Origin of the sequence: Bizionia saleffrena (assembly GCF_008086175.1) — a bacterium.
Taxonomy (GTDB): Bacteria; Bacteroidota; Bacteroidia; order Flavobacteriales; family Flavobacteriaceae; genus Bizionia; species Bizionia saleffrena.
Window position 1 is genome coordinate 127,855 of record NZ_VSKM01000001.1, and the last position, 16,286, is coordinate 144,140.

General features: G+C 35.2%; 12 protein-coding genes. 1 reads left to right on the forward strand and 11 read right to left on the reverse strand.

Annotated elements, in window-relative coordinates:
* Window positions 1–108 precede the first annotated feature (108 nt).
* From ES676_RS00590 to bshC, 9 genes are all read right to left on the reverse strand, one after another.
* Complete coding sequence (locus ES676_RS00590; protein WP_148368090.1) at window positions 109–816, reverse strand: toxin-antitoxin system YwqK family antitoxin; 708 nt, start codon at window positions 814–816, stop codon at window positions 109–111.
* 91 nt (window positions 817–907) lie between these two features.
* On the reverse strand, window positions 908–2,815 hold the full coding sequence (gene yidC, locus ES676_RS00595) for a membrane protein insertase YidC (RefSeq protein ID WP_148368091.1): 1,908 nt from the start codon (window positions 2,813–2,815) through the stop codon (window positions 908–910).
* Between the two features lie 101 nt (window positions 2,816–2,916).
* A complete protein-coding gene (locus ES676_RS00600; protein ID WP_148368092.1) occupies window positions 2,917–4,539 on the reverse strand; it encodes a CTP synthase in 1,623 nt (540 codons plus the stop codon).
* Window positions 4,540–4,605: 66 nt separating this feature from the next.
* Window positions 4,606–4,842, reverse strand: coding sequence for a DUF3820 family protein (locus ES676_RS00605; RefSeq protein WP_148368093.1), 237 nt, complete (start codon window positions 4,840–4,842; stop codon window positions 4,606–4,608).
* A 1-nt stretch (window position 4,843) separates the two neighbouring features.
* Window positions 4,844–5,380 carry a DUF922 domain-containing protein gene (locus ES676_RS00610; protein ID WP_148368094.1) on the reverse strand — a complete coding sequence of 179 codons (537 nt, stop codon included), beginning with the start codon at window positions 5,378–5,380 and terminating at the stop codon, window positions 4,844–4,846.
* 42 nt (window positions 5,381–5,422) lie between these two features.
* Window positions 5,423–7,426 carry a LysM peptidoglycan-binding domain-containing protein gene (locus ES676_RS00615; RefSeq protein ID WP_148368095.1) on the reverse strand — a complete coding sequence of 668 codons (2,004 nt, stop codon included), beginning with the start codon at window positions 7,424–7,426 and terminating at the stop codon, window positions 5,423–5,425.
* A 169-nt stretch (window positions 7,427–7,595) separates the two neighbouring features.
* A complete protein-coding gene (gene guaA, locus ES676_RS00620; protein WP_148368096.1) occupies window positions 7,596–9,131 on the reverse strand; it encodes a glutamine-hydrolyzing GMP synthase in 1,536 nt (511 codons plus the stop codon).
* Between the two features lie 51 nt (window positions 9,132–9,182).
* Window positions 9,183–10,553 (reverse strand): pyridoxal phosphate-dependent decarboxylase family protein, encoded by a 1,371-nt coding sequence (locus ES676_RS00625; protein ID WP_148368097.1) that lies wholly within the window; start codon window positions 10,551–10,553, stop codon window positions 9,183–9,185.
* A 4-nt stretch (window positions 10,554–10,557) separates the two neighbouring features.
* The gene (bshC, locus tag ES676_RS00630) at window positions 10,558–12,159 is read right to left on the reverse strand and encodes a bacillithiol biosynthesis cysteine-adding enzyme BshC (RefSeq protein ID WP_148368098.1); all 1,602 of its coding nucleotides are present in this window, start codon (window positions 12,157–12,159) and stop codon (window positions 10,558–10,560) included.
* Window positions 12,160–12,285: 126 nt separating this feature from the next.
* Between bshC and ES676_RS00635 the strand changes: the two genes are divergently transcribed.
* Window positions 12,286–13,557, forward strand: coding sequence for a carboxypeptidase-like regulatory domain-containing protein (locus ES676_RS00635; protein ID WP_148368099.1), 1,272 nt, complete (start codon window positions 12,286–12,288; stop codon window positions 13,555–13,557).
* A gap of 46 nt (window positions 13,558–13,603) precedes the next feature.
* Here the strand turns inward: ES676_RS00635 and rimO are convergent, their stop codons facing one another.
* On the reverse strand, window positions 13,604–14,908 hold the full coding sequence (gene rimO / locus ES676_RS00640; RefSeq protein WP_148368100.1) for a 30S ribosomal protein S12 methylthiotransferase RimO: 1,305 nt from the start codon (window positions 14,906–14,908) through the stop codon (window positions 13,604–13,606).
* 250 nt (window positions 14,909–15,158) lie between these two features.
* Window positions 15,159–16,133, reverse strand: coding sequence for a signal recognition particle-docking protein FtsY (ftsY, locus tag ES676_RS00645; RefSeq protein WP_148368101.1), 975 nt, complete (start codon window positions 16,131–16,133; stop codon window positions 15,159–15,161).
* Between the last annotated feature and the right edge of the window lie 153 nt (window positions 16,134–16,286).

The window sequence follows — 16,286 nt, forward strand, 5'->3', positions numbered from 1 at the left end:
TTAATAGCTAAAAACCCGCTTTTACAATAACTTATAAAAGCGGGTTTTTTATGTTTTAAAAAGGTGTAACAACACCAGTCTCTTTTATTATATTTAATAGAATGTTGCCTATTTTTGTTTGCTTTTATAAGGGTTCTGACTGCGTTTTGTAAAGTCTTTTTCTTTCACCAATTTCCCGTTTTCATAATACTTCCAAATGCCGTGTTTTAAATCGTTTCTATAAACACCCTCCATTGTAACATTCCCTTTAGAATCGTAAGATTTAGAAGGCCCGTCGAGAGCTCCATTTGTATAATTAAATAAACGAATTAGTATGCCTTTGTCTGAAAACCACTGCGACACGCCATTTAAAACACCGCCTTTAAAAAGAGCTTGTTCTGCGATGCCTCCGGTTTTATAATACGTTTTCTTTTCACCTTCAATTTCGCCGTCGTCGTTATACACCTCTTCCATCATTACTTCACCACCATTATTATGAAAATAAACCCATTTTCCTATTTGGATCTTATTTTTCATAGCCCCCTTACTCACTATGTTTTTATTCCCATCGTAAAAAGTAACCTGAACGACATCATTATTCGGATTAAATTCTCGTGTCACTGAAAGCACAGCTTTTCCATCTACGTTTTTATAGAATTTAAAAGTGCCTAATTCTTTACCATAGTTAAATTCGCCTTCGTAACGTAAGATATCGGATCCTTCATAATTTTTCGTCCATTTACCATGACGCGCTCCCTGATTATCAAATTGATTAATCTCTTGAGCCGAAACAAAGACTGAAAAGAAACAAAAAATAAGTATAAATATAGTTTTCATAAAAACAGTAACGTTTAGATAGGTTGTTATAGTATAAAAAAAAGCTGCCTATCTTAACATTAAGAGGCAGCTTTTATAATTTTGAAAAATATTACTTTTTCTTATTTTTGTTTTGGGCACTTTTCTGTTGTTCTGCCTGCTCCATCATATCTTTCATTTTCTTTTGAAAACGATTTTCTTTCTTAGGATTCTTTTTCTTCACTTGAATTTTAGCGTGAATTTTATTCTCATCTAAAACATAGTTCTTTATCACTAATAAAATACCAATACTTATAAGGTTTGAGACGAAGTAATATAAACTTAATCCTGACGCGTATTGGTTAAAGAAAATCATCATCATAATCGGAGCAAAATAGATCATGTATTTCATCATCTTCTGCATATCTGGCATCCCTTCTTGCGTTGGTGCAGACATAGTTTGTTGCCCAGTAGTTAACTTCATATAGAAGAAAATTGCAATTGCTGCTAAAATCGGGAATAAACTTACGTGATCACCATATAATGGGATATGAAAAGGCAACTCGGCGATAACATCGTAAGATGATAAATCGTCTGCCCAAAGAAAACTTTTTTGACGTAAAGCAAAAGCCGTTGGAAAGAACATAAACAAGGCGTAAAATACTGGCATTTGAATTAATGCGGGTAAACACCCTGCTAACGGACTCGCTCCTGCTTTATTTTGAAGTGCCATAGTTTCTTGTTGCATCTTCATTTTATTGTCTTTATACTTCTCGCGAATCGCATCTAATTCTGGTTTTAACACCTTCATTTTCATTTGCGATAAGTATTGTTTGTATTGCACAAAAGACATCGCTAATTTTATCAATATGGTCATTACAATAATAGCAACACCGTAAGGAAATATACCAGATAGGAAACCGAATAATGGAATAAACAAGTATTTGTTAATCCAACCAAAAATACCCCATCCTAAAGGAATACTTTTTTCCAGTCCTTTTTCGGCGGATTTTAAGGCCTTTACTTCTGTTGGCCCGTAATAGAAACCAAAGTTTTCGTTAAACTCATTTCCGCTTAATTCTAAGGCCGTTTTTGTGTTATACGCTTTGGTAAAAACAGTATCTATTTCTTCGTCTTGAACTAAGTTTCTAGACGTTATAGCTACTTTTTTAAATGCTTTATCGGTCGTTAAAATAGAACTAAAAAAATGCTGTCTGTAAGATAACCAGTCTACATCTTCTTCAATTTCGTTATCCTCATCGCTCTGTCCTAACTTTTCGATATTACCATCTAATTGGTACGTTAAACGGGTGTAACGATTTTCGTAAGCAATACTTTGGTCATGACGAATTGTTTTTAAACTCCAATCTAAATTAACTTCTTGCGCGCTGTTAATAACATCGTTTAACCCTTGAGATTTAACCGTAAAATCTATTAAATAATTATCGGGTTTAATAATGTATCTATATTCTAGAAACTTACTTTCAGAAACCTTCAGCTTCATAGATACCACCGTGTTTTCACCACTGCGGGTTACTTTAGGTTGAAATACTAAATCTTTCGTATTTAAAATGCGGTTGTCTGTTGTTCCAAAATTAATATTGAAAGACGCATTCTTATCTTTTACTAAATAGATAGGAATAGAATCGTAGTTGACGAACTTATTAAGTTTTACCTCAGAAATTTGTCCCCCTTTCGTGTCGAATGTAATGGTTAAAAGATCTGTTTTAACTATAGGATTATCTGTATTTGCTGCTTGTGAAGCGGAATAAGCAAACGCACCAAATTTATTTTTTAAAGCTACTGTTTTTAAAGAATCTGGAAGCGTTTCTAATTGAGTGTCTGCAAAATCTTCAGTTTTAGAATTCTCTATTAAAGCCTTTTGTTGTATTTTTTCGGCTTCAATTTGCTCTTGTTTAGCTTGCTCTTGTGCTGCTACTTCCTCATCACTTGGCTTACTTTGCCAAAGCATAAATAATAAAATTCCGAATATAATAATGAATCCTATTATCGATTTTAAGTCTAATTTTTTTTCTTCCATTTTAATATATTTAGACATTTAGCCCATTCAAGCTAAAACAATCTATTCGCTCTTTATAGTCAAAAATATGACCGTTAATGTATTTGTGCCAATGTGGCGTATTACTTTTTCTTCTTTGCTGTATGGTACTTTTTAGCAGCCATTACAAACGCCATAAATAAAGGATGTGGATTTGCTACTGTACTTTTATATTCTGGGTGATATTGTACACCAATAAACCAAGGATGGTTAGGCAGTTCTATAATTTCCACCAATTTAGTTTCAGGATTAAATCCTGTGGCAATCATTCCTGCAGCTTCAATTTGCGCTTTAAAATCACTGTTAAATTCGTAACGGTGTCGGTGACGTTCTTTAATCACTTTCTGCTTATAAACAGAACGTGCCAATGTATTCTCCAGCAATTCACAATCCCACTGTCCTAAACGCATCGTTCCCCCTTTTTCGGTAACGCTTTTTTGTTCTTCCATTAAATTGATGACTGGATACTTAGTATTTATATCCATTTCTGTAGAATTAGCATCTTTAAACCCTAAAACATTTCTTGAAAATTCAATTACCGCCATTTGCATTCCTAAACAAATTCCTAAAAAGGGAATATTATTCTCTCTTACATATTTTATGGCTTCTATTTTACCGTTAATACCACGCTCTCCAAATCCCGGAGCGACCAAGGCTCCATCTAAATGCGATAGTTTTAGTTTAATGTTATCTTCATTTAAATACTCAGAATGGATACACTCCACATTTACTTTAACTTCATTTTCTGCTCCCGCGTGAATAAAGGCCTCTAAAATAGATTTATAAGAATCTTGTAATTCTACATATTTACCAATTAAACCAATGGTAACTTCACTTTTAGGATTTTTATGACGTTTTAAAAAGGCGTTCCAATGTTTTAAATCTGGCGTTTCACTTTTTAAATCTAATTTCTTTAATACTATTTTATCCAAGCCTTGCTCCAGCATTAAATTAGGAACATCGTAAATTGTTTTCGCATCGATAGACTGTATAACAGAATCTTGCGTTACGTTACAAAAACGCGCTAATTTAACACGTAAGTCTTGCGGTAATTCGTGCTCGGTACGACATACCAAAATATCTGCCTGCACACCGCTTTCCATTAAGGTTTTAACACTGTGCTGGGTCGGTTTTGTTTTCAACTCTCCGGCAGCCGCTAAGTAGGGCACTAACGTTAAGTGAATAACAAGCGCGTTGTGATCTCCCAAATCCCACTTTAATTGTCTTACTGCTTCTATGTATGGTAAAGATTCGATATCACCTACTGTTCCACCTATTTCTGTGATCACGATATCGAAATCGCCTGAGTTACCCAAAATTTGGATACGGCTTTTTATTTCGTCTGTAATATGAGGAATAATTTGAACTGTTTTACCTAAAAATTCGCCACGACGCTCTTTGTCGATTACGCTTTGGTAAATACGTCCTGTCGTTACGTTATTGGCTTGACTGGTAGGAACATTCAAAAAGCGCTCGTAATGCCCTAAATCTAGATCTGTTTCTGCCCCATCGTCGGTAACATAACATTCCCCGTGTTCGTATGGGTTTAATGTACCTGGATCTATATTTATATAAGGGTCTAATTTTTGAATTGTAGTCCTATACCCTTGAGCTTGAAGTAATTTTGCTAAGGAAGCTGCAATGATTCCTTTTCCTAAAGAAGAGCTTACTCCTCCTGTTACGAATATGTATTTTGTTGTTGCCATAGTGCGTTGTTAAACGCGAGCAAATTTACAATATTAAGTTGATAAAATTAATCTTTAATGATTTATTTATTTCGGAAAATTTCGCTGTATGTTTCTTACAATATTCTCGAGTCCGTTAAGCTTTAATGTGTAAACAGTCTCCAACATTTGCCCTAATTTCCCTTTAGGAAAACCTTTGGTATTGTACCATACCACGTAGTATTCTGGTAAATCTATTAAATAACGATCTTTATATTTACCGTAAGGCATTTTGGTATGCGCCAATTGAATTAGAAATTTTTTATCAGGTTGTAGAGCTTCCATTTTATGGGGTTTTAAATGCGGATTGATTTTTTAATGCTGAAGCCACGTAATTTGACCAAAATAATTGTCTTTTTTTATCGATTGAGAAGTTACTCTCATCATCGTATTTAAGTTGGGTGATTTCTAAAGTCTTATTTATAGCGTCGTGTAGCATTTGAAGCTCCTTTACAATAGTATTTGAAGGTTTTAGCTGCTGTACTTGTGCTCTAAAATAGCGGGCGTGTAGTTCGGTAATGTCAAAATGAAGTTGTTCGTGCGCCAAGATATGATCTGTAACACTTTCTTTTTTGCACCAAGAATGTTCTGGATAAAAATCGGCCGAAATATCAACTTTAAATCCAACTATCTGATTATCTCTTTTATTCACCGAATACTTGAAACTTAAACCAGCCGCCGTTACGGCAGCTGCTTTTGTGTTATAACTTGGCTTCCCCTTAAAATCCGCCCACGATAATTTATAATCTTCAGACCACGACATCGTTTTGGTATCGCTATATAACATAGTAATACAAGCAAATATTAAAATATATTTAAACATAACCGATCGCTTTTAAATTATAAATCGTGCGTGGAGATTAACTTATTGCTTAACCTCTTCTATCTTTAAATTGTTATAATTCACAATGTAAACAGCATCATTAAAATACCCTCCAAATAATTTCTTTTTATATGAAAACTTACTTTCTACGTGTTTAGTTAAAGGCGCATCGTTAACAGATAAATATAAATCGTCTGAAGTTAATAAGCGTAAAGCAACATCCATAGTCACATCAAAACCTCTTACTACATATGCATTTGGTGTTAAACCATATTGCTTTTCGTAGGTGCGTACAAAGCTATTATTTTCATCTTCATTAACCACTTTAGAGACTGCTGGATACGTAAATTTTAAATTAGATAAGTGATAATTAGAGACTATATCTGCTTCAAAAGGTTTATTCTGTCCAGAAGTTGCTAGCGTAATTTCTCTTTTATCAGAATCGTTTAAAGAGTTTAAAATACTCGTTACGTTAGATATAAATCCTGAATTATCGGTTTCTAAAAACACCACATTTTTCCCCGGTTTTAAGGCTTTAATAATATCTTGGTCGAAAATATAAAAAGCGTCCTTTCCTGTCTTTTTATCGTTGCGCGAACTTACTGAAGAGGCACCAATAAATTCAGTTTTTAACGTATTAGACTTCGCTCGGTGTTTTTGATCGGATACGAAAACAAAGTTAGTTGCCGGTTGATTTTTGAAATGATGAATAATTGCTTTTTCTAAATCGGCATCTGAAGCTCTAGACTGAAACACATTACTGCCTAAAGTTACCGTTTTGGTTATTGGAGAGACAACGGCAACCGTATCGTTCCTTAGGGCTGAAGCAACCGTATTAAAGTTCTTCGGCATTAGCGGTCCAATTACAGCATCGGTATTTTTAAAGTTGTTATTATCTAAAATAGAAAGCAATTCGCTATGCATATTCTTTGTATCGAAAACAGTCACTTTAAGATTAGCACCTAACTTTTTAAGGGAATCTAAAGCGATTAACGCTCCAGAATAAAAATCTAACGAGATACTTAAGGTTTTATCGTTTTTGATTAATTCTTTTGTATCGGCAGTATCTACATCCATTTTATGTAATCTAAAAGGAAGCATAATCGCTATTTCCTTCACCCCTGCTTTATTAACACCCAACTGCGATGCTAAATTCGTGCTTAATAACTCGTTTCCTGGCATTGGAATGCTTTCAGAATTATTTTCGGCAGCCAAACTTCTATCGTATGGCACTTTAAGCACCATTCCTTCCTTTAAACCCGTTTCAGCTAACCCTGGATTTAATTGCTCTAACACCGCTTGGTCTAATCCGGTTTTCACCTTTAATCTGTAAAACCCTTCTTTTGGCAAAACAGTATAATAACTATATTTCTCATCGACATTCTTAATCGCTTTCGTTTTAAGATTCGGAACTTTTATAGTTTCTCCAGGTTGCAGAATTTCTGGTAAACCGGGATTTAAATCTTCTAACTCTTTAACCGTAATATCATATTTGTAAGCGATTCGCCATTTTCCTTCTTTAGGCTGCACCACATAAGTATTTGTAGTCTCTGATGTGTTTTTTTCAGTCTCCACATTGGTGTTGGTTCTACCCTCTTCACCACCTACAGTTTCAGCAACTTTTTTAAGAACAGGAATTTGTAACTCGTCCCCTTTTCTTAAATTATTAGCATATAAAAAGGTATTGTATTTTTTAATTTCAGCTTGTGGAATATTGTACGTTTTAGATAAGCTATATAGCGTTTCTTTTCGTTTTACTTTGTGTGAAATAAACTTTTCAACTTCATTGACTACGGCAACATTTCGAATAGGGCTACTAATTAAAGTGCCCTCTTTCGGAATTATTAAAACGGTATTGCTTTTTAATCCTTTTCTCGCGTCTGGATTTAATCCTAAGATAGCAGGAACAGACACTTTATAGTGTTTCGAAATACTTTCTAAGGTTTCTCCAGAAGTCACTTTATGTGTGGAATAGTCTTGTCCTTGCAATGAAGAACATCCTAAAAAACTCAATGCTATTAATGCTGTAACTATTATTTTTCTCATATACTTATTATACTTTAAAAACTACTATACTAACAACTTAACCGTCTTTTTCATTTTAATAATAGAGTTCAAAATGAAGCAAAAGAAAGCGCGCTCTTTAAGATAACGCGCTTACTAATACGATTGTTATAATTAGTCTCTTTAAACGCTATAAAACACGTTTTAATATTTATTCCCACTCAATTGTTGCTGGTGGCTTAGAGCTAATATCGTAAACCACTCGGTTTACACCTTTTACTTTATTAATAATGTCGTTAGATGTTTTTTGCAAAAACTCGTAAGGTAAATTCACCCAATCCGCGGTCATTCCATCTGTACTTTCTACAGCACGTAAAGCGACACATTTTTCGTAGGTACGTTCATCGCCCATTACACCAACACTATTTACTGGTAATAGTATTGCACCCGCTTGCCATACTTTATCGTATAACCCTGCGTTTTTTAACCCGTTAATAAAAACGGCATCTACCTCTTGCAATAACCTTACTTTTTCGGGCGTAATATCTCCCAAAATACGAATGGCTAAACCTGGCCCAGGAAAAGGATGACGCCCTAATAAGGCTTTATCCATTCCCATTGAAGCACCTACGCGACGCACTTCGTCTTTAAATAATGCTTTTAATGGTTCAGCAATTTTAAGTTTCATAAAATCGGGCAATCCGCCAACATTATGGTGACTCTTAATGGTTACACTTGGTCCACCAGTTGCCGATACACTTTCTATAATATCGGGGTAAATAGTACCTTGCGCTAACCATTTTACATCTTGAATTTGCTGCGCTTCGTCGTCGAAAACTTCAATAAACACACGACCGATAGCTTTACGCTTTAATTCTGGATCACTAATTCCTGCTAGCGCATCCAAAAAGCGTGCCGAAGCATCTACCCCTTTTACATTTAAGCCCATACCTTTGTATTGTTCTAATACGTCGGTGTACTCGTTTTTACGAAGTAGTCCATTATTTACAAAAATACAGTATAGATTTTCTCCAATAGCTTTATGCAATAACATCGCGGCTACACTAGAATCTACTCCACCCGAAAGCCCTAAAACCACCTTATCGTTTCTAATTTGTGCTTGAAGTTTGGCGACCGTTTCTTCCACAAAACTATCTGGTGTCCAATCTGGATTTAACTTCGCAATATGAATTAAGAAATTTTCTAATAATTGTTTTCCATCAGTAGTATGATACACTTCTGGGTGAAACTGAATAGCGTACGTCTCTTCACCTTTTATTTTATACGCCGCATTTTTAACGTCTTCGGTACTTGCTAAAAGCTCGCCATTTTCTGGAAGACTTTTAATAGTATCGCTATGACTCATCCAAACTTGACTGCCTTTTTGTATGTTTTTAAAAAATGTTTCTCCTTCCTTAACATAACTTAAATGCGCTCTACCATATTCTCTTGTGTCTGAAGGGGCTACCTCTCCACCTGAAAAATGGGCTAAATATTGAGCGCCATAACACACTGCTAACAGTGGCTTTTTGGCTCTAATCTCTGCTAAATCTGGATGAAAAGCTTCCACCGATCTTACAGACATTGGGCTACCAGAAAGTATGACCGCTTTATATTCTGAGACGTTTTTTGGAATTTTGTTAAATGGGTGTATTTCAGAATAGATGTTAAGTTCTCTAACTCTACGCGCAATAAGTTGTGTGTATTGCGATCCGAAATCTAATATTAATACCTTGTCGTGTTGCATGTGCAAAAATACTATTTAATTATAAAAAAATAAATGATACTCTAATAAAAATTAGTGCATCGAGTTTAATATTAATTCTATGTCTTTTTCTGTGGTGTCTGGATTGATAAAACAAAAGCGCGAAACGGTCTCGTAAGTATCGCCTGTTTTATATTTTGTTGGTGTAACTAAAGCAAACCCTTTTCGATGGTTTTCGTAAGTCCATTCCGTGTAATCTTCTGGCTCCCATCCTATTCTTCTGTATAAAACACACGATAAGCTTGGCGCTCTAACGAGTTCAACATCTGGATGTGCTTCAATCATTTTACCAGCTATTTGCGCTAATTCTAGTCCGCGTTCTACAGCTTTTTTATATCTATCCACACCGTGCATTGCTAAAGAAAACCATAAAGGCAATCCACGAACACGACGTGTTAATTGTATTTGGTAGTCGGCAGGATTAAATCCGTGCGCACCTTCATCCTTAAAAATATCTAAATAAGAACCTTGTTGAGAGTGTGCATTTTTTGCTAATTGCGGCTCTCTGTAAATTACCGCTCCGCAATCGTAAGGTGAAAACATCCATTTATGGGGGTCGATCGTAATACTATTGGCTCTTTCAATACCATTAAATAAGTGTCTTACAGAATCGGCTACTAAAGCGCCTCCGCCGTAAGCTGCATCCACGTGAAACCATAAATTTTCATCTTCACAGACTTGAGCGATCCCCTCTAAGTCGTCAATAATCCCTGCATTGGTAGTTCCTCCAGTAGCTACAATAGCAAATAAGCGTTGGCGCTCTGTAATGGATAATTCTGAAATAGTTTGCTGTAAACTACCGCCTTGAAGTGCCTCCTCAGATTCCACTAAAAGTACGTCGACATCAATAACTTTCGCCATAGCTTTTACCGAAGAATGAGCACCGCTAGAGGTAATCATTAATCCTTTTTTACCTCTATTGCTTTCGTTTTCACGCCAATGTTCGCGAGCCGTAACTAAAGCCGACAGATTTGCTGCTGTTCCGCCGCTAGTAAAAACGCCAAACGCCCCTTCTGGCAATCCCGTTAAGGAAACCATCCAGTGCATTGCTTCGTTTTCACAATAAATACCACCGGCGCCTTCCATCCAATATGCGCCATGAATACTCGACGCCGAAGTGACTAAATCGAACATTATTGCGGCTTTCGTTGGTGCCGCCGGAACAAACGCTAAATTTCTAGGGTGATCGACCGGTACATTTGCTGCGGCCAAATGCTGTTTCCATAAATTAAAGGCATTTTCGCCTCCAATTCCTTTATCGGTGATAGTTTCGCCAACTAACTTTTTTAATTCTTCAGCTTTTAAGGGTTTCCCTATTTTTCTGTCTGTTGCCGAAATACGATCTATGGCATATTTCATAACATCCATAGTCATTTCGACTAGTCCTAAATCTATTTTGTGCATTTTTTTACAATTCTAATATTACGAAATTGTCGTTTAAAGGGTGAAGTTCTTGAAGGAGTTTCGGGATTAATGTATCGCCGAACTCTTCATATAACTGTGAAAAATTTGTAATTCTTTCTTGTAAATTTTCATTCGGGAATAACTCATTTTGAATCGCTGTTGCTCTTGAAATAGCATCTTTCAATTTGCGTTTTTGAGCAGTAAGTAATCGTTTTTCTAAATGCTGCAATCCGTTAATTTGTTTCTTTTCTTGTGCAGAAACAGCTCCAACAAAAGACTTATCGGTGTGTTCGGCTACCGCATACAACTCTTTAAACTGTGTTTTTAGAAGCTGAATTTGCTCAGAAAAATCAATTTCAATATTCGATATTTCGCGCACACGCTTGTTTATAAAAGTATTGCGTTTTAAGAATAAATCTTGATTAGAAATAGCCAGTTGCTGTTGCTTTTTAGATTGATTTACGGTTTTTATTACTGCCGAATTACGCATTAATAGCATTGGAAAAACAACCCCATTAGCTTTAAAATTATCATGTAACTGAAACCAATACGCTAATTCTCCCCCACCACCAATGTAACATAAATTTGGCAAAATAACCTCTTGATATAACGGACGTAAAATAACGTTGGGACTAAAATGCTCTGGATGTGTATCGACCTCCTTCAACAATTCCTCTTCCGTCCAACAAAGCTGAGTATTTAGCGCTTTATAACTGTTATTTTCAAAAATAATACGCTCCCGTACATTTTTTATGTTGTAGAATAAATTAATCTCTCTAGGAGTAACCTGAAGAGTATAATCGCTATCAACGGCACTCAAAGCCCCACTTGTTTTAGTCACTTCTTGAAAAGCGGTTTGCTTTAATAATTCTTGTTTTATATAAGGGGCAAACTCTTGCTTTAACGTTTTAGAATTGGCATCAATAATAACCAATCCGTAATCTTTAAATAATTCATTTGCAAGAAAACGGGTCGCCTCTGCTAAATTATCGTGCTCTAAATACGCTTTTTTAAACAGATCGCGAAGCGTATTTGCGTTATCACCCAAACCTAATTCTTTAGAAAACAGGTTGAAAACAGGTTCTAAACCTTCAGTATTTAATTCTCCAACAGCACCGGAAGCGTCTTTATTCCATCGAATTTTTTTTCCATTGAAATTAAAATAATTGATTTCTTCAAAATCGTGATCTTCCGTTGCCATCCAGTAAACAGGCACAACATTGACTTTAGGATATTCGGTTTTTAATTCTTTGGCCAAATTAATAGTCGATACAATTTTATATAGAAAATATAGGGGTCCCGTAAATAAATTAAGCTGATGCCCCGTCGTTACCGTAAACGTATTATTCTCTCTTAAAGCTGCTATGTTTTCTGAAACGGCAGACGTCGTTTCTGTATTTTTATATTGCGATTGGAGAGCATTTACCAACACCAATCGTGTTTCGTTAGAAATTGTTTTGTGTTTCGCTTCCATTTGAAGCTTAAAATTTTCAAGTTTCGGAAAGTTATTATAAAACGGTCGAAGTTCTTCTTTTTCAGAAAGATAATCACCGATTAGTTTAGAAAAAAAACCGGTATCTTTAAATGAAATATAGTCTGTTGGCATAGTCAATATCAATTCTCCAACAAAGATAAGGCTCTTTGCATAAAGTCAGCTCTTAAAATTTGTATAAAAGATTACGAATGGAAAGCGTTTTTTTCGTAATTTATCAAGTGAAAAAATACTATTGTTATGAAAGTTCAACAATTTAAAGCGCGCCGCAATAAAGCGATAAAAATTCTCTTTTTTTTATTTTTAGTAGTCTGTATAAGCAGTGTGCAAGCTCAAAATATAGACACTATAAAAGGTGAAATTATAGACGCTCAAACCGACAACCCTATACCGCTAGCACGATTGCAGTTAAACATTTCGAATATTAGTACCGTGTCCAATTCCGAAGGTGTTTTTACTTTAAAATATCCTTCTGAAGCTACTCAAAACTTTGTTACCATTACTGCTTTAGGCTACAATAAACGAGTGATTGCGATTGCCGATTTACAAGAAGACTTTACGACCATAAAATTAGACGTTTCTCCTACCGTTTTAGCTCAAGTTGATATAAACACCCCAAATAATGCTAGAAATTTAGTCAAAAAAATGTTATCCTTAAAGGATGAAAATTATTTTAATAATGAAGTGATTATGACTGGTTTTTATAGAGAAACAATTAAGCGCCGAAATAGAAATGCGTCTTTATCTGAAGCTGTGGTGTCTATTTATAAAGAACCCTACACGAGTTATAAACAAGATGATATAATGCTTATAAAAGCTCGTAAACAAACTAATTACGCTAGACTGGATACTGTGGCTTTAAAACTTCAAGGCGGCCCTTATAGTGCGCTACATACCGACATAGTAAAATATTCTGAGTATGTTTTTAATGAAAACAATTTAGACAGTTATAACTTTTCATTCGAAAAATCAACACAAATTAATAACAATTTAGTCTATGTAGTCGCTTTTAAACAAAAAGAAAATAATACAGACGCTTTGTATTACGGTAAACTCTACATCGATGCCAATAGCTTCGCACTAACGCGTTCGGCTTTTAACTTAAATGTAGAAAACAGAGTACAGGCGACTAATCTATTCATTATTAAAAAACCACGAAAAGCTGTTGTGTACCCTACCGAAGCGGCATACGTTGTTCATTATAAAAATGACAATAACAAATGGCAGTTTGCGTATAGTAAGATAACATTGGCTTTTAAAGTAAAATGGAAAAACAGAATTTTTAATACCCGCTATACTTTACAAAGTGAAATGGCCATTACGAATTGGAAAGACAACACCGCTAAAAGCACGCTTAAAAACAGAGACAAGCTTAAAACAAATGCTATTTTACAAGATGAAGCGTCAGGATTTTCGGAACCCGATTTTTGGGGCAAATACAATATTATAGAACCCGATAAATCTATAGAGTACGCCATTAATAAAATTAATAAAGAACAAAAAAAAGAGTAATCTAATGGCTTAGATTACTCTTTAATACTATAGTGTTCAACGCGTTTTAGCTTACCACATCGGCATACAAATCAAAATCTGCAGCTTCGGTAATTTTAACCCGTGCAAACTCTCCCGTCTTTAAATACACTTTAGACGCGTTAATTAACACCTCATTATCTACATCTGGCGAATCGAATTCGGTACGCCCCACGAAGTAATCCCCTTCTTTTCTATCGATAACCACCTTTAATTCTTGTCCGATTTTCTCTTGATTCAATTCCCAAGAAATTTGAGATTGAATTTCCATAATTTCATTAGCACGGTCTTGCTTTACATCTTCCGGCACATCATCTTCTAAATTAAAAGCGTGTGTGTTTTCTTCGTGAGAATAGGTAAAACACCCCATACGCTCAAAACGCATTTCGCGAACCCAGTCTCTAAGTTCTTCGAAATCTTCTTGTGTTTCTCCTGGATACCCCACTATTAAAGTGGTACGAATAGTCATTCCTGGTACGGTTTCTCTAAACGCTTTTAACAAATTTGTCGTTTTTTCTTTGGTCGTACCACGACGCATACTCTTTAAAATAGAGTCGGTAATATGTTGTAAAGGTATATCTATATAGTTACAGATTTTAGGCTCACGATTCATTAAATCTAAGACATCCATAGGGAATCCTGTTGGAAATGCATAGTGTAAACGAATCCACTCAATACCTTCAACTTTCACTAAGTTTTCTAACAGCTCAGCTAAATTTCGTTTCTTATAAATATCTAATCCGTAGTAGGTTAAATCTTGCGCAATCAAAATCAATTCTTTAACCCCGTTTGCTGAAAGCTTTTCAGCTTCAACAACCAAATTTTCTATAGGTGTACTTTTATGTTTTCCTCTCATTAAAGGAATCGCACAAAAACTACATGGTCTATCGCACCCTTCGGCAATTTTTAAATAGGCATAGTTTTTAGGGGTAGTCGTTAAACGTTCTCCTATTAATTCGTGCTTATAATCGGCACCCAATGCTTTTAATAATCCTGGAAGTTCTGTGGTACCAAAATACTGATCTACGTTCGGGATTTCCTTTTGTAAATCTGGTTTATAGCGCTCAGATAAACAACCGGTAACAAATACTTTATCTACTTCGCCATCTTCCTTTTTTTGCATGTACTCTAAAATAGTATTGACACTCTCTTCTTTGGCATTATTTATAAAACCACAAGTGTTAATAACCACAATATTTCCTTCCTCTTCATGCACCACATCTTTTCCGCTCGCTTTTAACTGTCCCATTAAAACCTCGCTGTCGTATACATTTTTGCTACAACCAAGAGTGATCACATTGATTTTGTTCTTCTTAAGTGATTTAGTACGCATATAATAATTTTGGATTGCAAAGATACAACGATATTTAAACCTTTTTGATGTTTTAAGATTTAAAACAAAATAGCACTTTGCAGACGTTTATTTTTTTATTTTGGAGTGCCTTTGCCACACTTCCGACAGCTTTTTTTGACCGAAATATTTTCAGTTGCCCTAATATTGCTATTAAATTAAAACAAAAATTGAAGCTGTAATAGAGCTTCAATTTTTTATACTGTATTTACTATAGCATGTAAGTGGTGTTTTATTTGAAGAATGAATCTACAAATTCGAATTTATTAAAGACTTGTAAATCTTCAATACCCTCGCCAACACCTATATATTTTACTGGAATTTTAAACTGATCTGAAATACCTATCACCACGCCACCTTTTGCAGTACCGTCTAATTTTGTAACGGCTAGCGACGTTACTTCGGTTGCGGCAGTAAATTGTTTGGCTTGCTCGAATGCATTTTGTCCTGTAGAACCATCTAAAACTAATAACACATCGTGTGGCGCATCGCCAATCACTTTTTGCATTACCCGTTTTACTTTTGTAAGCTCGTTCATTAAGTTTACCTTATTGTGTAAACGTCCGGCAGTGTCAATAATAATAACATCGGCCGCTTGAGACACGCCTGATTGTAACGCATCGAACGCGACACTTGCAGGATCACTTCCCATATCTTGGCGTACCATTGGCACCTCCACTCTATCTGCCCACACCTGTAATTGGTCTATGGCAGCCGCCCTAAAGGTATCGGCAGCTCCGAGAACAACCTTTAAGCCTTTCTTTTTAAACTGATACGCCAACTTCCCAATAGTTGTTGTTTTACCAACGCCGTTAACACCAACCACCATTATAACATACGGTGTTTTTGCACCATTAGCTTGTGGCGCTAATTTTGGGATAGAATATTCTACTTCTTCTCCAGAATTGGTTTCAGATAATAGTCCGGCAATTTCCTCTCTTAAAATTTTATTAAGTTCGGCTGTTCCTAAATATTTATCTTTAGATACTCTTTCCTCGATACGACTAATCACTTTAAGTGTTGTGTTAACACCGACATCACTAGAGACTAAAACTTCTTCTAAGTTATCTAAAACATCTTCATCTACTTTAGATTTTCCAGCGACTGCTTTACTTAACTTTCCTAAAAAGGAGTTACTCGTTTTCTCAAGTCCTTTGTCTAAGGTTTCTTTTTTTTCTGAAGAAAATATTTTTTTAAAAAAACTCATATTGTTGCGTGTTGGCTAAGTAATTAAAGACAGTAATTCCCACTCTATTAAACAAACTATCTATAGGCTCTATAACAAATTTTGAGCCTTATTTTTACAAACTGAAACTTTGTCATTAAAACTGACGTAAAGTAACACAATATTATATAAAAA